This window comes from Blautia sp. XA-2221, from assembly GCF_028767025.1.
Lineage (GTDB): Bacteria > Bacillota > Clostridia > Lachnospirales > Lachnospiraceae > Blautia_A.
The window spans coordinates 1-16,580 of the sequence record NZ_JAJQXX010000018.1; the positions used below are offsets into that span (position 1 = coordinate 1).

Genomic DNA, 16,580 nt, shown 5'->3' on the forward strand with positions numbered 1-16,580 from the left:
ATATCATCCGGTTCTACATATCCAAGACTTGCAGTTAAACTTCCCTGTGGATCCGCATCAATCAATAACACTTTTTTCCCTTGTCTTGCCAACCCAACTCCAAGATTTAAAGTCGTTGTACTTTTTGCAACTCCGCCTTTCTGGTTTGCTACTGAAATAACCTTTCCCATTCTTCTTTCTCCCTTCTGATATTTTTCCGCAGATATTTTTCAAATGTGCTTCGCTTAATTAGAACTTTTTTTCCAATCTTATAAACTGCTCCTGCCTTGTGAGATAATCTTACGATTGGCTTATATCCAAGCTCATAATAATCCATAGCTTGTTTATAACTTATAAATTCATGTTGCATAAATTCTATATCTTCATCATCAATAAGATTAGAAAACATCCATACCTTTCCATGCATCTCAAGTAAATTCCTTTCTCCGATTTTGTCATCTTATTTTTCATGAAATTGTTCAAGATATTCATCAAAGATTTCTCTGTTTATCAAAACGATTCCATCCATTCTGTAAATCGCACCCGCATCATTTGCAAGTTCCATCAACTTTTTATGTGACAGGCTATATACGATTTCTGCTTGTTGATAACGAAGAAATTTTCTTCTAAGTCGACGGGCTTCTTCTTTTACCTCTGAACGCTTCTGTTGGTTATAGTACATATCTTCTGTTTTCAAATCTGTTTCTCCTTTCAGCTTTTACTCGACCACAACGGACATTGTTAATGAATAAAAAAAGGGCACTCTCTGAAAGATTTTTCTTTCAAAAAGTGCCCTCAACAATCTATATTGTTGGAGTAGTATTACTGACAACTAATCACCATTCTTCATGATGATTCATGTTGGAATACAAATTTGTTGTCAAATTGTTGTCAAAGAAAATTTTTGTTGTCAAATTGCGAAGTATTTTTACTCACTTAGTACAATTTTGCTCCTGCTGGAATCTTATCATCAAGAATCAAAACATTGAGTCCTTCTCTTCCTTCTACAAGGTGTGTAGCGGAGATGATCATACCACAAGAATCAATTCCCATCATCTTACGTGGTGGAAGGTTTGTGATTGCAAGCAATGTCTTTCCTACTAAGAATTCTGGCTCGTAATAATCGTGAATTCCGCTTAAAATCACACGATCCACGCCACTTCCGTCGTCTAATACGAACTTCAGAAGCTTCTTAGATTTTGGAACTGCTTCACATTCTTTAACCTTTACAGCACGGAAATCTGACTTGCTGAATGTATCGAAATCAACCATATCTTTGAATAATGGTTCCACTTCTACATTAGAGAAATCGTATGTTTCTTTCACTTCAGCAATTGCTTTTTCCACTGTTTTTTCAACCGGAGCAGACTGTGCAGCATTGTTAGCTTCATTCTTTGCGGCTCCCATGCTCTTCATTGTCGGGAAAAGCAGTACATCTCTGATCGCCTGACTGTCAGTAAGAAGCATGCACATACGGTCGATTCCGAATCCGATTCCTCCTGTAGGAGGCATACCAAGCTCCAGAGCATGCATGAAGTCTTCATCTGTAGTGTTTGCTTCCTCATCTCCCTGTGCCAGAAGCTCTTCCTGTGCTTTAAAGCGCTCACGCTGGTCAATAGGGTCGTTCAGCTCGGAATATGCATTTGCCATTTCCCAGCCGTTCATAAAGAACTCAAAACGCTCTACATAATCCGGATTTTCCGGTTTTTTCTTTGTAAGAGGAGAAATCTCCACCGGATGATCCATAACGAAGGTCGGCTGGATCAGGTGATCCTCTACAAACTCCTCAAAGAACAGATTCAGGATATCGCCTTTCTTATGGCGTTCCTCGTACTGTACATGATGCTCGTCTGCTGCAGCTCTTGCTTCTTCCAGAGTATGGATCTCATTGAAATCTACACCGGAATACTTCTTAACAGCATCAAGCATGGTAATTCTTTCAAACGGTTTACCCAGATCCATCTCAATTCCGTTATAACTGATCTTTGTTGTTCCCAGAACTTCCTGTGCAACATAACGGTAAAGATTTTCTGTCAGATCCATCATGCCGTGGTAATCTGTATATGCCTGATAAAGCTCCATCAGTGTAAATTCCGGATTATGACGGGTATCAAGTCCCTCATTACGGAATACACGTCCGATTTCATATACTTTTTCCAGTCCGCCTACAATAAGACGTTTCAGATAAAGTTCCAGAGAGATACGAAGCTTCAGATCCTCGTCAAGAGCATTGAAGTGTGTCTCAAAAGGTCTTGCAGCGGCTCCGCCTGCATTGGAAACAAGCATAGGAGTCTCTACTTCCATAAATCCCTCGCCAGCCAGATAAGTACGGATAGCGCTTAAGATTTTAGAACGTTTGATGAAAGTATCCTTTACTTCCGGGTTCATGATAAGGTCCACATATCTCTGACGGTAACGGAGATCTGTGTTTGTCAGACCATGGAATTTCTCCGGAAGGATCTGAAGGCTCTTGGACAGAAGAGTAACTTCTGCAGCATGGATAGAGATCTCGCCTGTTTTTGTGCGGAAAACCTCTCCTCTGATGCCGATCACATCACCTACGTCAAGTTTTTTGAAATCCTTATAAGCTTCCTCTCCCAGACTGTCTCTTGCCACATAGGACTGAATACTTCCTTCCAGATCCTGTACATGACAAAAAGAAGCTTTTCCCATTACACGTTTGGACATCATACGGCCCGCTACTGTAACTGTCTGACTTTCAAGCTCATCGAAATGATCTTTAATTTCCTGGCTATGATGTGTCACATCATATTTTACGATTTTGAACGGGTCTTTCCCGTTTGCCTGCAGATCTGCCAGCTTTTCCCGGCGGACCTTCAGCAACTGGTTCAGATCCTGTTCCTGCTGCTTCTTCTGCTCTGCCACTTCCGTACCTCCTTGTTTTGTAAATATTCTGTGTTTACTTCGTTCGTGCTTTCTTTCCTCGCTACACGTTGCGCTGGATTTCCAGAACTTTGTACTTCATGATTCCCGCAGGCATTTCAACTTCCACAATATCTCCTGTGTGAGCGCCGATCAGCGCTTTTCCTACCGGAGACTCATTGGAGATTTTGCCTTCCAGACTGTTTGCCTCTGTGGAACCTACAATTTTTAATTCCATATCTTCTTCAAAGTCATAGTCATGGACTTTAACCTTACAGCCAACGCTGATACGGTCCAGATCTACCTCATCCTCAACAACGACTTCTGCATTTTTCAGTATTTTTTCAATTTCTTCAATACGTGCTTCGATGTCTCTCTGTTCATCTTTCGCTGCATCATACTCTGCATTCTCCGAAAGATCGCCCTGTTCTCTGGCTTCTTTGATTTTTTCAGCTACTTCTTTTCTTTTTACTACCTTTAAATCATGCAGCTCTTCCTCTAATTTTTTAAGTCCTGCATAGGTTAGTAAGTTTTTCTTTTCTTCCATATTACCTTACTCCCTTTCAATATCCGTAGACTATTGGACATCAGCTCCCAGATACATAATACCGCCAAAAAGGCAGTCTTATTCTAGGATATTCACAATTTCAGTATTATACCCAAATATGCCTCTGTTGTCAAGCAAAAAAGCGCCTGATTCCCCCTTGTTTCAGGCGAAAATCCGGCACCTTTTTTATTGCGCTTGATCCCTCTGATTCTGTTCTGTCATACGGTCCAAAAGCGCTTCCAACTCCTGATAACCGGAAATAAGATTCGACTCTCTTCTGAGTCCTGCGCTGTGTCTCATTCCGGCCGTATACCAGGCCACATGCTTTCTCATTTCCCGTATTCCTGTAAATTCTCCTTTTTTCTCGATCTGCCAGCGGGCATGACGAAGAATTTCTTCCCTGAGTTCCTCTGCAGACGGTCTTGCCAGCTTCTCTCCTGTAGAAAAATAATGGACCATTTCCCGGAAGATCCACGGATTTCCACGAACTGCCCGTCCGATCATCACAGCATCACATCCGGTTTCTTTCAAAAGAGCTTCTGCTTTTTCCGGAGAATCCACATCTCCGTTTCCAATTACCGGAACAGATACCGCCTCCTTGATCCTGCGGATTGTATCCCAGTCTGCATGCCCGGAATAATACTGCTGTCTTGTTCTTCCGTGAACTGCAATAGCCGCCGCGCCGGAATCTTCCATGATCCTGGCAATCTCTACCGGATCTACAGGAAATCCCTCAAATCCTATCCTCATTTTTACTGTAACCGGTTTTTTCACTGCCTGTGAAACAGCAGTTACAATCTTTCTGATCAGCTCCGGATTTTTCAGAAGCGCAGACCCTTCTCCGTTGTTTACAACCTTTGGCACCGGACAGCCCATATTAATATCCAGAATATCAAAGGGCTGATCTTCAATACTTTTTGCCACCTCAGCCATCAGCTCCGGCTCACTGCCAAAAAGCTGAAGAGATACTGGATGCTCTGAAGGGTCGATTTCCATAAGGGCTGCTGTATTTTTGTTATGAAAGGAGATTGCTTTTGCACTGACCATTTCTGTGCAGAGCAGTCCTGCCCCCTGTTCTTTGCAAAGCTTTCGAAAAGGCAGGTCTGTCACTCCTGCCATAGGAGCCAGTACAAACGGATTTTCTATTTCAACCTGACCGATTTTCCACCTCATATCCATGGATTAGTCTCCGTTTTCCACAGGATCCACAGATTTTTTCCCCGAATCCTCTGATTCACCAGTGCTTTCCTCTTCCGGTGTTTCTCCGAGGAAAAATACACGGTAGTACATTTCCAGGGATTCCAGAAGTTCTCTTTTTTCACTCTGAAGCTGCTTGATCTTTAATACGCTTCCAATTTCGTCATACATGGCGTCTGCGTCAAGGGCCTCTGTCTTAAACTGAAGATTTCCTTCTTCATCAAACTCCAGCGTCAGAATTCCGCCGATATCTTCCGTATAAAGAACACACATAATCTGAAGTTCCTGCTTTACAGCATCCGGCAGAGAGCTGAAATCCTGATTAAAATAATATTTCTGCTCATAGGCACTGGCGCCGCAGAGCACGATTTTATCCTGATACATTCCTGAATATTCCTCCTGATGTTTCTCTTATTTCGTTACTGTTCACGATCTTCACAGCAACGACTTATCCCTGTACCATTTACAGAATATGTTTCTTCTGTGTGAATTTGAAAATCACATTACACATAACTGTACAGACCTCTTACAGATACTTCTCCGGCACGGACGATCTGGATTTTTCCCTGTTCATCCCTTACCAGAAGTTCTCCCTGTTGGTTGATTCCCAGAGCCGTGCCTTCCCACGGATGATTCGGATCAAGAATACGGACAGGCTGGTTTCTGTTTGCCAGAAGCTGATTGTACTCCTCTATCATTCCGGAAAGATCACAGGTCCGGATAAATTTCTCGTAATTTTTTTCAAAGCTTTCCAGAATCCGAGCCAGAACCTGAACCCTGTCATATGTCTTTCCTGTTTCCAGATAAAGAGAGGTTGCCTTATCCTGAAGTTCTGTGGGAATTTCTTTTAGATTTACATTAATCCCCACACCAATGACAACTTCCCGTATTTTATTTCCGTTCAGCCCCATTTCCGTAAGAATCCCACAGATCTTTCTGCGGGACATTACTACATCATTTGGCCACTTAATCGATACCTGTACTCCCAGCTTCTCCACTGCCTGAGCAACGCTCAATCCCATAACCACAGTCAGCATAGATGCATACTGCGGTTCAAACTCAGGTTTCAGAAGAAGAGACATCATGACAGAGCTGCCCTCCGGAGCCTGCCAGCGTCTTCCCAGCCGGCCTTTTCCTGCGTTTTGGAATTCTGCCACAGCAAGAGTTCCATGCTGCGCGCCCTCCCTGGACAGCCTTTTTGCCCATTCGTTGGTAGAGTCTGTTTCTTTTGCAAAATGGACGGTTTTGCCCGCCCATTTTGTCCTGATTTCTTTTAAAATTGTTTCCTGATCATACATTATCTGTTCTCCGGCTGGCCCAGAGTGGCAACCATCACAGCCTTGATCGTGTGCATACGGTTTTCTGCCTCGTCAAACACAAGGGACTGCGGGGATTCAAATACCTCGTCAGTTACTTCCATATCTGTCAGATTAAAGCGCTCGCCCATTTCTTTTCCGATCTTTGTTTTAAGATCATGGAAAGCAGGAAGGCAGTGAAGGAAAATTGCTTTCTCTCCGGCATTTTTCATAACTTCCTTTGTTACCTTATAAGGAGTCAGGTCACGGATACGCTCTTCCCATACCTGGTCAGGCTCTCCCATGGATACCCACACATCTGTATAAATAACATCTGCATTTCTGGTTCCCTCTTCTACATTTTCTGTAAGAGTAATGGTTCCTCCTGACTCTGCAGCATAGGTGCGGCAAAGTTCTACAAGCTCCTTATCCGGGAAATATTTTTTGGAGGTGCAGGCAACAAAGTGCATTCCCAGCTTCGCACAGGCGATCATAAGAGAATTTCCCATATTATAGCGGGCATCGCCCATGTATACAAGACGGATTCCTTTCAGTTCCCCAAAATGCTCACGGATCGTAAGCATATCAGCCAGCATCTGTGTTGGATGATATTCATTTGTCAGTCCATTCCATACCGGCACTCCCGCATGAGCGGCAAGTTCTTCAACAACTTCCTGTCCAAAGCCTCTGTACTCGATTCCGTCATACATTCTGCCAAGAACTCTGGCTGTATCTGCAATACTTTCTTTTTTACCGATCTGGGAACCTGAAGGATCCAGATAAGTGCTTCCCATACCAAGATCATGAGCAGCTACTTCAAAAGCACATCTGGTTCTTGTACTTGTTTTTTCAAAAATAAGCGCAATATTTTTTCCTTTATAATACTCATGAAGCTCTCCGGCTTTTTTCTTTCCCTTCAGATCTGCTGCAAGATCAATAAGATACAGAATCTCATCCGGTGTAAAATCCTTCAGTGTCAGGAAATTCCGTCCCTTTAAATTCATAATCCTCTCTCCTCTTTTATCTGATTGCTCCTGTAAAAATTTCAGATCATTCCTGATCCAGAACTACTTTCTCCAGAAGCTCTTTTTTATCATCTGTAACAAATTCCTTCAGAGATGTAGCAAGACCTGCCAGTCCCTGAAGCTCGGAAGGAATAATGATCTTTGTTGCTCTTCCGTCTGCTGCTTTTGTAAATGCTTCCAGACTCTTCAGAGTAAGAACTGCCTGGTCAGCGCCTGCTTCACGGATCATTCGGATACCTTCTGCATTGGCGTTCTGAACTTTAAGAACTGCCTCCGCCTGTCCTTCCGCCTCTCTGATCATACGCTCTTTCTGTGCCTCGGCACGAAGGATAGCTGCCTGTTTTTCTGCCTCTGCATCAAGGATCGCAGACTGTTTTTTACCTTCCGCAACAAGGATTGTGGATCTTTTTTCGCCCTCTGCAATAAGGATCGCTTCACGGCGTTCACGCTCTGCCTTCATCTGTTTTTCCATTGCATCCTGGATTGCTGCAGGAGGAATGATATTTTTCAGCTCTACTCTGTTGACCTTGATGCCCCACGGGTCTGTAGCCACATCAAGAGATGCGCGCATTCTGGTATTGATCACTTCACGGGAAGTCAGAGTTTCATCCAGTTCCATATCACCGATAATATTACGGAGTGTTGTTGCAGAAAGATTTTCGATTGCCATGATCGGATTTTCCACACCGTAGGCAAAAAGCTTCGGATCTGTGATCTGGAAAAACACAACCGTATCGATCTGCATGGTTACGTTATCTTTGGTAATTACAGGCTGCGGCGGGAAATCCACTACCTGCTCCTTTAAATTAACTCTGCGGGCAACACGCTCAATAAAAGGCATTTTAAAATGGATACCTGTATTCCATGTTGTTTTATATGCGCCAAGACGTTCCAGAACAATCGCATACGCCTGCGGAACAATCTTGATGCAGGATGCTGCTACCAGCAACGCAATGATTCCTACAATAACAATGAAAACAAGAAATGTCATATTAACCCTCCTTTACTTCCTCTACAATAAGTTTTACACCCTGTACCGCTTTGATCACCACCACTGCTTTTTCCGGAATCTTCATTTCATCAGATTCTGTTCTTGCCATCCATTCCACATCTCCTACCTTCACCTGTCCGGTCTGGTCCAGATTGCTGATTTCCTGGATAACAACTGCCTTTTCTCCGATCAGACTGTTTACATTCGTACGCTCCACTCCTCTGTTCATATACCGGACTGCCAGTGGCCTGGTAAAAATAAGAAGTATTACTGACACGGCAAAAAACAGGATCCACTGAACTGCCTGACCTGCCCCCAGACCTGAAGCAATCGCCGCCACCAGAGCGCCGCCTGCAAACCAGATCGTTGTCAGACCTACCGTAAAAGCTTCAATAATCAGAAAAAGCGCCACGATTCCAAGCCACATAAACGGCTCCATAACGAACTCCATGAAATTCCTCCCTTCCACAAAGTATTTCAGAGGTATACTTAACCTCTTCGCTGTCTTGCCGCCTCGTACATCAAGATACCGGCAGCCATCGCTGCATTCAGAGATTCCACCTGACCGCACATGGGGATCCGGATCAGACAGTCCGCCGCTCCTGCAGCTTCCTCTGTCAGTCCCTTGCCCTCATTTCCTATGAGAAAAGCAGTTCCCCCGGTATAGTCTTCCTCATGATAGGCATTTTTACCCTGCAGATGTGCGGCAAAAAAACGGATTCCTGTGTCCTGGATCATCTCTTTCAGAGATACCACATCCTCCACATATACAAAAGGCATTCTGTATACTGATCCCATTGTAGCACGGATCACTTTGGGATTTGTAATATCCACGCAGGTTTTTGTAAGAAAAATACCATCCACGCCTGCTCCTTCTGCGGTACGGAAAATGGTTCCCGCATTTCCCGGATCCTGCAGATCTTCCAGAACCATGATCAGAGGTTTTTTTCCTTTCAGAATAGTTTCAGGCTCATAAGACGGCTTCCGAAGAACAGTCATAACCCCCTGAGGTGTCTGGGTATCGCTCATCTGTCTGAAAACAGAATCTGTTACCGTCTCCCACTCTGTCCGGGAAGCTTTTTCCATCACCTCTGCGTCCTGTTTTTCCACAGTCTCTGAAACATAAACCTTTTCGATCCAGTGAAGAGGCGCCTCCAGAAACATCTTTCTTCCTTCTGCAATAAAGAGTCCCTGTTCCCGTCTTGCCTTCGCCTTCTGATTCAGTTTCATGATATTTTTTACCTGATTATTCTGTAAACTGGTGATCATGGAAATCTCCTTTTTATACACAATAGAGGCCGCCTGACGGTAGCCTCCGTTGTATCATAATTTATTTTTTGAATGTTTATCATAATTATGAGAAAGTGAATTGCAGATCTCCCACATATACGGAGAAACATCTTTATTCATCGCAAGAGCCTCATTGATGTCAAAATCAACAAACTCTCCATGGCGATAGCCTACAACACGGCAGTTTTTGCCCGCAACAAGAAGATCGACTGCAAGCGCACCCAACATAGATGCATATACTCTGTCCTTACATGTAGGGCTTCCACCTCTCTGCATGTGACCCAGGATAGTGGCACGTGTCTCGATTCCTGTAGCTGCTTCAATACGTTTCGCCATCGCTTCAGAATGACCGATACCCTCTGCATTGATAATAATATGATGTTTCTTTCCTGCCTTACGGCTGGCAATAATATTATTGATCAGTTTCTGCTCGTCATAATCATATTTTTCCGGGATCAGAACATCCTCTGCGCCATTGGCAATACCGCACCACATTGCAAGATATCCTGCATTACGTCCCATAACTTCAATGATACTGCATCTCTCATGAGATGTGGAGGTATCACGCACCTTATCAATGGCTTCCATTGCTGTATTTACAGCTGTATCAAATCCAATGGTGTATTCCGTACATGCAATATCCAAATCAATGGTTCCCGGTACGCCGATTGTGTTGATTCCGAGATTTGCAAGTTTCTGAGCTCCTGCGAAAGAGCCGTCTCCACCAATAACAACAAGACCATCAATTCCATGCTTTTTGCAGATCTCAGCGCCACGCTGCTGCCCCTCTGCCGTACGGAATTCTGAACAGCGCGCTGTATACAGGATTGTACCGCCACGTTCGATCGTGTCAGATACATCTTTTGCAGACATATCTACAATTTCTTCATTTAAAAGACCATTATAGCCTTTATAAATACCTTTTACATTTAAACCGCTGCTTAATCCTCTTCTTACAACAGCACGGATCGCAGCGTTCATTCCCGGCGCATCTCCGCCACTGGTCAGTACACCGATGGTTTTTATCGTTTTTTCTGCCATGATTCCATTCCTCCATCTTCCGGATTTTCTGCTTTCAGAGCAAAAAATCCCTTCTGTTTTACACATATTCGGTTTATAGTTTATAGCATTTTCAGAAGTTTTTCAATACTCTTTCTACAACTTTAACATTGGAGCTTCCATATTTTTTCTTCATCTCTTCTGTCCAGGAATCGGTGATCTGCACGTGATATCCTGCCGGAAGTCTCTTCATGGCATTGACATCCTTCAGATAGATCACAACACTGCTGTTTCCCGGAGTCGAACGCAGATTTCTCAGAAGTTCTTCCTCATTTCCTGCATAATCATTCCTGTCTTTAAACTGGATCCACACTTCTTTTGGCATTTCATCAAAAGAACGTACTTTTTCCAGAATCAGCTTGGAGGCTCTGTCATCACCTGCATCCACACGCCCCTGAACAAAAACTCTTGCATCTTCATTCAGATATTTCTGCCATTTTTCGTAATCTCTGGGAAAAACAACAACCTCTACAGTTCCCACAAGATCCTCCAGAGTGAAAAATGCCATGACCTTGTTAGTTTTTGTATATTTGATTGTTTTATCCGCGATCATTCCGCCTACGATCACTTTCTGGCCGTCTGTGATCTTTGGAATCCCACCTTCTTCATCTGCCTGGAAATCTGTTGTTTTTGCAGAGATCATTTTTTCCATCATACTGCTGTAACGTTCCAGAGGATGTCCGCTGAGGTAAATACCAAGAACCTCTTTTTCATAGGAAAGCAACGTATCCTTATCGTATTCTCCCACATCAGGCATACGGATCTCAAAATCCTTTTTTACATCCTCTTCCGCAAAATCAAAAAGGCTCATCTGTCCGGCAACTGTATTCTTTTTGTCCTGGGCGATGCTGTCCACAATCTGCGCGTAGACGGTCATTTTCTGTCTTCGATTGCCCTCCAGACAGTCAACTGCTCCTGCTTTGATAAAATTCTCGATTGCTCTTTTATTCACAATTCCTGTCAGTCTCTGGATGAAATCCTTCAGTGACAGATACGGACCTCTGTTTTCACGTTCCTCCACAAGAGCCTCGATCACAGGCCGTCCCACGCTCTTAATAGCAGAAAGCCCATAGCGGATCGCTCCATTATCCACAGAAAAGCCATAAATACCACTGTTTACATCCGGAGGAAGAATCTTAATATTCATCTGACGGCATACCTGGATATATTCAGAAACCTTATTAGGCATTTCTATTACGGATGTCATAAGCGCAGCCATAAATTCTACCGGATAATAATACTTCAGATAAGCAGTCTGATAGGAAACCACAGCATAGGCAGCCGCATGAGATTTATTAAATGCATATTTTGCAAAGTCGATCATGTCATCATAAATCTTATTAGCTACTTTTTCCGGAATCCCATTGGCAATACAGCCCGGAACTCCTTCCTCCGGATTTCCGTACACAAAATTCTGCCGCTCTTTTTCCATAACAGAAGCTTTTTTCTTGGACATGGCACGGCGCACAAGATCGCTTCTGCCCAGAGTATAACCTGCCAGATTCCGAACGATCTGCATAACCTGCTCCTGATATACAATACAGCCATAAGTAGGTTTCAGAATAGGTTCCAGCTGAGGGCAGTCATAACTGATGGTATCCGGACGGTTTTTTCCACGGATATACTGAGGGATAAAATCCATCGGACCCGGACGGTAAAGGGAAATACCGGCGATCACGTCCTCAAGACTTTGCGGCTTCAACTCTTTCATGAAGTTTTTCATCCCCGCACTTTCCAGCTGGAACACACCATCTGATCTTCCTGTACCCAGGGAATCAAGAACCTTTTTATCGTTATAATCAATCTGCTGCATATCCAGAAGCTTTCCGGTTGTCCTCTCAATCTGATGGACTGCATTCTGAATTACTGTCAGAGTACGAAGTCCCAGGAAATCCATTTTCAGAAGTCCCAGTTCCTCCAGAGTAGTCATGGTAAACTGGGTGGTAATGGATCCGTCCTGCGCTCTGGATAAAGGTACATATTCATCTACATCCTTCTGACTGATCACTACGCCGGCAGCGTGCATGGACGTATGTCTGGGAAGCCCCTCCAGTCGTTTCGCCGTATCGATCAGCCCGTGGATATCTTCCTGCTCTTCATAAGCTTTGCGAAGCTCAGGATTCATCTGAAGAGCCTTGTCTATGGTAATATTCAATTCCTGCGGAATCATTTTTGCAATAGCGTCTACCTGAGCATAGGGCATATCAAGCACCCGCCCTACGTCACGGATCACACCTCTGGCAGCCAGAGTACCAAAGGTTACAATCTGAACTACCCGGTCTTTTCCATATTTTCGAACAACATAATCAATGACCTCCTGCCGTCTCTCAAAACAGAAGTCCACGTCAATATCAGGCATGGAAACTCGTTCCGGATTCAGGAATCTCTCAAAAAGAAGATCATAGCGGATAGGATCAAGCTGGGTAATCCCCAGAGTATAAGCCACAAGACTTCCTGCCGCAGATCCTCGCCCCGGTCCTACCATAATATCATTGTCACGGGCATATTTGATAAAGTCCCATACAATAAGGAAATAATCCACATAACCCATATTTTTTATGGTGGAAAGCTCATAGTCAAGACGTTCCCGAAGTTCCTGGGTAACAGGCTGATAACGTTCTTCAAGTCCCTCAAAACAGAGCTTATTCAAATATTCCCAGGAAGTATAGCCTTCCGGCACATCATACTTGGGAAGCTTCGTCACTCCAAACTCAATTTCCACATGACATCTCTCTGCAATTTTATGAGTATTTTCCAGAGCCTCTGTGGCATAAGGGAACAGCATTTCCATCTCCTGAGGAGATTTCACATAATACTGCCCTCCTTCATATCGCATACGGTTTTCATCTGCCAGCTTTTTTCCTGTCTGAAGACACAAAAGAACATCATGAGGCTGGGCATCCTCCGCCAGAGTATAATGCACATCATTTGTAACTACCAGATCAATTCCTGTTTCTTTGTGCATTTTAAGAAGCTGCTGATTTACAGTCTGCTGCTGAGGGATCCCATGATCCTGCATTTCCAGAAAGAAATTTCCTTTTCCAAAAATATCCTGATACCGAAGCGCGGCAGCTTTTGCATCCTCGTACATTCCTCTTGTAAGATACTTGGCTACCTCGCCTGCCAGGCAGGCGCTGAGAGCAATAATTCCCTCATGATACTTTTCCAGAACCTCAATATCTACCCTGGGTTTATAATAAAATCCTTCTACAAAGCCTTTGGAAACAATCTTCATCAGATTACTGTAGCCCTGATTGTTTTCTGCAAGAAGCACCAGATGATAGTAACGATCCTCACCGCTTCCCGCCTCTCTGTCGAATCTGGACCCCGGCGCCACATAAACCTCGCAGCCCAGAATGGGATTGATCCCTGCTGCCTTTGCAGCTCTGTAAAAATCAATCACTCCATACATAACGCCGTGATCCGTAATAGCCGCACTGTCCATCCCCAGCTCTTTTACACGGGCCACATATTCCTGGATCTTATTGGAACCGTCCAGAAGACTGTATTCTGTATGAACATGAAGATGTGTAAAATTCATAATCCGCTCCTTATTTCTTTGTCTGATAAATCCTCCGGTCTCTAATCTCTATCTTTCCTTCTTTCAGAAGATGTCCTACCGCTCTCTTAAAAGCATTTTTGCTGAGCCCGAACTCTCTTTTTATAACCTCCGGTGACGCCTTATCATCAAACGGCAGCACACCTGCAAACTCTTCAATAATCTGAAGAACGCTTTCCGCATCCTCATTAATCTGAATATAGGCTTTCTGGCGATCGGACACATTCAGCTTGCCGTCTTCCTTAACTCCGGAAACACGAAGATCCATAACAGTTCCCGGACGGTATTTTCCTGTAGCCTCCCTTGCAGGGATCAATGCGGAAAATCTGTCGTCAACTGCCACAAACACGCCAAAATTATCGCTCACCTGATAAATACGTCCCCTTACCTGATCGCCTTCTTTATAAGGAGATTTTTTCTCAAGATATGGGTATACCTTCATTGTTGCACACAGACGGCTGCTTTTGTCCACATAAAGAGCTACCAGGCATTCCTGTCCTTCTCTTACCCGGACAGTCTGCTCATGATAAGGGAGAAGCAGATCCTTTTCCAGTCCCCAGTCAAGAAAAGCGCCGATTCTTGTTACCTGGCGCACCTTCAGAACAGCAGTCTGTCCTACTGTAAGCACAGGCTCTCTTGTTGTGGCGATCAGACGATCCTGTGAATCTTTATAAATAAATACTTCCAGACAGTCGCCTTCTTTTGTTCCCTGAGGCACCTGCTTTGCCGGAAGAAGCACACGATTTTTTGCATCCGCTTCCTTATTTTCTGCCAGATAAACTCCAAATTCCACGATTTTTACTACAAGGAGCTTCTGTTTTTTTCCTATTTCTATCATTATAATCCTCCAAAATATGCTTCTGAATATCGTTCTTACGCATCTGATATAAACCAGCAGCTTTATGAGTGTTATTGTATCATAAAACAACTTTAAATAACAGAAAAAACTGCCGTTTCCGGCAGTCTCTACTTCTTCTCCTGAAATTCCAGCAAGGATGCAACATCTACTCCAAGAACTTTTGCAAATACAAACAGCTCATAATCCGCAACAAATCTTGTTCCGCTTTCTATTCTGCTGATACTGTCCCGCTCCAGCATCACGCCCTCTACCTGAACCCTTGCCGCCAGATCATTCTGGGACATCCGGTTCTTTACCCGCAGTTGACGGATCATGTCGCCGCTGACATTTTTCTTTCCCTGATAATCGTAAATCTTCATGTATGCAAACTCCCTGACATGTGGTAATCTTCAGTAATTTTCCTGACATTACCACACATATTGCGGAAAGATATGCTAAAGTTCAGCAGACAACAAGATTTTCTCTTGCTGACATAAAAAGATTCTTGTATAATATATTCAGAAAAACCTTTTTCTTTGATTTTCCCTACTCAACAAGGAGGAATATGTAATGGACAAAAATATTGAAATTCTGAAAAAACAGGAGGAACTTCTTCAATTCCCAATTTTCAATCACAGCACTGCCTACGAACTTGGAATATTTATGGTTTCCTGTGCGCAAAAACAAAACATTACCATTGCCATATCCATCCGTATGAATAACGGATGCATTGTATTCCAGCACTGTCCTGACGGCACGAACCTCCTGAATCAGAAATGGATGGAACGTAAATTCAATACGGTATCCCTGATGGAGCGCAGTTCTCTTCTGTCTGCGCTTACCTTTGAGCAGGATCAGGATACCCTGGAGAACCATGGTCTTTCAACAGCCGATTATGCCCTGTGCGGCGGAGGATTTCCGATACGTGTCAAGGAAAGTAATGCTGTACTCGGAACCATCATTGCCTCCAATCTGTATCATATTGCCGATCATGAGTTTATCATTGACTGTCTGAAAGATTTTCTGCATTGTCCGGAAGCTCCTGATGTTCTTTATACTCTGCCGGATAAATAAATATAAAAAACAGATTCAGAATTCTCTGCACCTAAAAAACAGGCTTCCCGAAAACCGAGAAGCCTGTTTTTTATATCCGGCAATATATTGCCAAAATACATCTGTTCACTTTTTATATAGTTACATCCTGCATAAAAATTTTATTTATCGTTCTGTCCGTAGTATGCATTTGCACCGTGTTTTCTGTAATAATGTTTATCCTGAAGTTCCTGAGGCGCCGGTTTTACCTGTGGGTTAATAAGTTCGCAGCGGCTTGCCATTTTTGCTACTTCCTCCAGAACCACAGCGTTATGCACTGCTTCATGAGCATCTTTTCCCCAGGTAAAAGGACCATGATTTTTACAGAGAACTGCCGGAACAGCCTCATAATCCTTATCCTTAAAATAATCGGCGATCAGAACGCCTGTATTTTTCTCGTAGGCCTCCTCAATTTCCTCTTTTGTCAGGTTACGAACGCATGGAACCTCTCCGTAAATATAATCTGCGTGAGTTGTTCCGTAACAGGGAATCCCTCTTCCGGCCTGAGCCCAGCTTGTGGCCCAGGAAGAATGCGTATGTACAATCCCCCCGATATTCGGAAATGCATTATAAAGAACCACATGAGTAGCTGTATCAGAGGACGGATTATACTTTCCTTCCACCTTATTTCCCTGAAGATCAACCACTACCATGTCTTCCGGAGTCAGTTTATCATAGTCCACCCCGCTTGGTTTAATTACAAACAGTCCCTTTTCCCTGTCAATTCCGCTGACATTTCCCCAGGTGAATGTTACAAGTCCATATTTGGGCAGATCCATATTTGCCTTATAAACTTCCTCTTTTAATTTTTCCAGCATTGTTTTC

At 43.6% G+C, this 16,580-nt stretch carries 18 protein-coding genes; 1 reads left to right on the top strand and 17 read right to left on the bottom strand.

Annotation, left to right across the window (positions count from 1 at the left end; translation table 11 throughout):
* The 16 genes from LU279_RS12510 to LU279_RS12585 all read right to left on the bottom strand — a co-directional run.
* Positions 1–170 (bottom strand): ParA family protein (locus LU279_RS12510; protein ID WP_274422865.1); only part of this gene is annotated, 170 nt, incomplete at its 3' end.
* Positions 149–406, bottom strand: a complete 258-nt coding sequence (locus LU279_RS12515) for a DUF6462 family protein (protein ID WP_009263256.1) — start codon at positions 404–406, stop codon at positions 149–151. The genes LU279_RS12515 and LU279_RS12510, both read right to left, overlap by 22 nt.
* Before the next feature lie 33 nt (positions 407–439).
* On the bottom strand, positions 440–676 hold the full coding sequence (locus tag LU279_RS12520; protein WP_009263257.1) for a DUF6462 family protein: 237 nt from the start codon (positions 674–676) through the stop codon (positions 440–442).
* Positions 677–915: 239 nt separating this feature from the next.
* Positions 916–2,865: a lysine--tRNA ligase gene (gene lysS / locus LU279_RS12525; RefSeq protein ID WP_274422823.1), complete on the bottom strand. Its 1,950-nt coding sequence runs from the start codon at positions 2,863–2,865 to the stop codon at positions 916–918.
* Between the two features lie 61 nt (positions 2,866–2,926).
* Complete coding sequence (greA, locus tag LU279_RS12530) at positions 2,927–3,409, bottom strand: transcription elongation factor GreA (protein WP_022066556.1); 483 nt, start codon at positions 3,407–3,409, stop codon at positions 2,927–2,929.
* Positions 3,410–3,595: 186 nt separating this feature from the next.
* Positions 3,596–4,582: a tRNA dihydrouridine synthase DusB gene (gene dusB / locus LU279_RS12535; protein ID WP_334305590.1), complete on the bottom strand. Its 987-nt coding sequence runs from the start codon at positions 4,580–4,582 to the stop codon at positions 3,596–3,598.
* A gap of 9 nt (positions 4,583–4,591) precedes the next feature.
* Complete coding sequence (locus tag LU279_RS12540; protein ID WP_274422825.1) at positions 4,592–4,990, bottom strand: DUF6145 family protein; 399 nt, start codon at positions 4,988–4,990, stop codon at positions 4,592–4,594.
* A 119-nt stretch (positions 4,991–5,109) separates the two neighbouring features.
* Entirely contained in the window at positions 5,110–5,904 is a 795-nt protein-coding gene (locus LU279_RS12545; RefSeq protein ID WP_274422826.1) for a biotin--[acetyl-CoA-carboxylase] ligase, read from the bottom strand.
* Positions 5,904–6,905 carry an ornithine carbamoyltransferase gene (argF, locus tag LU279_RS12550; RefSeq protein WP_274422827.1) on the bottom strand — a complete coding sequence of 334 codons (1,002 nt, stop codon included), beginning with the start codon at positions 6,903–6,905 and terminating at the stop codon, positions 5,904–5,906. The genes LU279_RS12545 and argF overlap by 1 nt, the downstream gene beginning before the upstream one ends.
* A gap of 46 nt (positions 6,906–6,951) precedes the next feature.
* Positions 6,952–7,917: an SPFH domain-containing protein gene (locus LU279_RS12555; protein WP_274422828.1), complete on the bottom strand. Its 966-nt coding sequence runs from the start codon at positions 7,915–7,917 to the stop codon at positions 6,952–6,954.
* Between the two features lies 1 nt (position 7,918).
* The gene (locus tag LU279_RS12560) at positions 7,919–8,368 is read right to left on the bottom strand and encodes an NfeD family protein (RefSeq protein ID WP_330684680.1); all 450 of its coding nucleotides are present in this window, start codon (positions 8,366–8,368) and stop codon (positions 7,919–7,921) included.
* A 38-nt stretch (positions 8,369–8,406) separates the two neighbouring features.
* Positions 8,407–9,186, bottom strand: a complete 780-nt coding sequence (locus tag LU279_RS12565) for a TrmH family RNA methyltransferase (protein WP_274422829.1) — start codon at positions 9,184–9,186, stop codon at positions 8,407–8,409.
* Between the two features lie 54 nt (positions 9,187–9,240).
* Positions 9,241–10,248 (bottom strand): 6-phosphofructokinase, encoded by a 1,008-nt coding sequence (pfkA, locus tag LU279_RS12570; RefSeq protein WP_274422831.1) that lies wholly within the window; start codon positions 10,246–10,248, stop codon positions 9,241–9,243.
* Between the two features lie 91 nt (positions 10,249–10,339).
* Positions 10,340–13,807, bottom strand: coding sequence for a DNA polymerase III subunit alpha (locus tag LU279_RS12575; protein WP_274422832.1), 3,468 nt, complete (start codon positions 13,805–13,807; stop codon positions 10,340–10,342).
* A gap of 10 nt (positions 13,808–13,817) precedes the next feature.
* Entirely contained in the window at positions 13,818–14,663 is an 846-nt protein-coding gene (locus tag LU279_RS12580) for a CvfB family protein (RefSeq protein WP_274422833.1), read from the bottom strand.
* Positions 14,664–14,791: 128 nt separating this feature from the next.
* Positions 14,792–15,043, bottom strand: coding sequence for a helix-turn-helix domain-containing protein (locus LU279_RS12585; protein ID WP_022066567.1), 252 nt, complete (start codon positions 15,041–15,043; stop codon positions 14,792–14,794).
* A 190-nt stretch (positions 15,044–15,233) separates the two neighbouring features.
* Here LU279_RS12585 and LU279_RS12590 point away from each other — a divergent pair, with 190 nt between their 5' ends.
* Positions 15,234–15,737, top strand: a complete 504-nt coding sequence (locus LU279_RS12590; protein WP_274422834.1) for a heme-degrading domain-containing protein — start codon at positions 15,234–15,236, stop codon at positions 15,735–15,737.
* A gap of 140 nt (positions 15,738–15,877) precedes the next feature.
* Here LU279_RS12590 and LU279_RS12595 read toward each other — a convergent pair whose 3' ends face one another.
* Entirely contained in the window at positions 15,878–16,573 is a 696-nt protein-coding gene (locus LU279_RS12595) for an L-ribulose-5-phosphate 4-epimerase (protein WP_274422835.1), read from the bottom strand.
* Between the last annotated feature and the right edge of the window lie 7 nt (positions 16,574–16,580).

Excerpts from the sequence above, each read along its gene's own strand:
- greA (WP_022066556.1), bottom strand. The coding sequence starts at position 3,409 with ATGGAAGAAAAGAAAAACTTACTAACCTATGCAGGACTTAAAAAATTA.
- LU279_RS12560 (WP_330684680.1), bottom strand. The coding sequence starts at position 8,368 with ATGGAGTTCGTTATGGAGCCGTTTATGTGGCTTGGAATCGTGGCGCTT.
- pfkA (WP_274422831.1), bottom strand. The coding sequence starts at position 10,248 with ATGGCAGAAAAAACGATAAAAACCATCGGTGTACTGACCAGTGGCGGA.
- argF (WP_274422827.1), bottom strand. The coding sequence starts at position 6,905 with ATGAATTTAAAGGGACGGAATTTCCTGACACTGAAGGATTTTACACCG.
- LU279_RS12545 (WP_274422826.1), bottom strand. The coding sequence starts at position 5,904 with ATGTATGATCAGGAAACAATTTTAAAAGAAATCAGGACAAAATGGGCG.
- LU279_RS12555 (WP_274422828.1), bottom strand. The coding sequence starts at position 7,917 with ATGACATTTCTTGTTTTCATTGTTATTGTAGGAATCATTGCGTTGCTG.
- LU279_RS12585 (WP_022066567.1), bottom strand. The coding sequence starts at position 15,043 with ATGAAGATTTACGATTATCAGGGAAAGAAAAATGTCAGCGGCGACATG.
- LU279_RS12580 (WP_274422833.1), bottom strand. The coding sequence starts at position 14,663 with ATGATAGAAATAGGAAAAAAACAGAAGCTCCTTGTAGTAAAAATCGTG.
- LU279_RS12590 (WP_274422834.1), top strand. The coding sequence starts at position 15,234 with ATGGACAAAAATATTGAAATTCTGAAAAAACAGGAGGAACTTCTTCAA.
- LU279_RS12565 (WP_274422829.1), bottom strand. The coding sequence starts at position 9,186 with ATGATCACCAGTTTACAGAATAATCAGGTAAAAAATATCATGAAACTG.
- LU279_RS12540 (WP_274422825.1), bottom strand. The coding sequence starts at position 4,990 with ATGTATCAGGATAAAATCGTGCTCTGCGGCGCCAGTGCCTATGAGCAG.
- dusB (WP_334305590.1), bottom strand. The coding sequence starts at position 4,582 with ATGAGGTGGAAAATCGGTCAGGTTGAAATAGAAAATCCGTTTGTACTG.
- LU279_RS12595 (WP_274422835.1), bottom strand. The coding sequence starts at position 16,573 with ATGCTGGAAAAATTAAAAGAGGAAGTTTATAAGGCAAATATGGATCTG.
- LU279_RS12575 (WP_274422832.1), bottom strand. The coding sequence starts at position 13,807 with ATGAATTTTACACATCTTCATGTTCATACAGAATACAGTCTTCTGGAC.
- LU279_RS12515 (WP_009263256.1), bottom strand. The coding sequence starts at position 406 with ATGCATGGAAAGGTATGGATGTTTTCTAATCTTATTGATGATGAAGAT.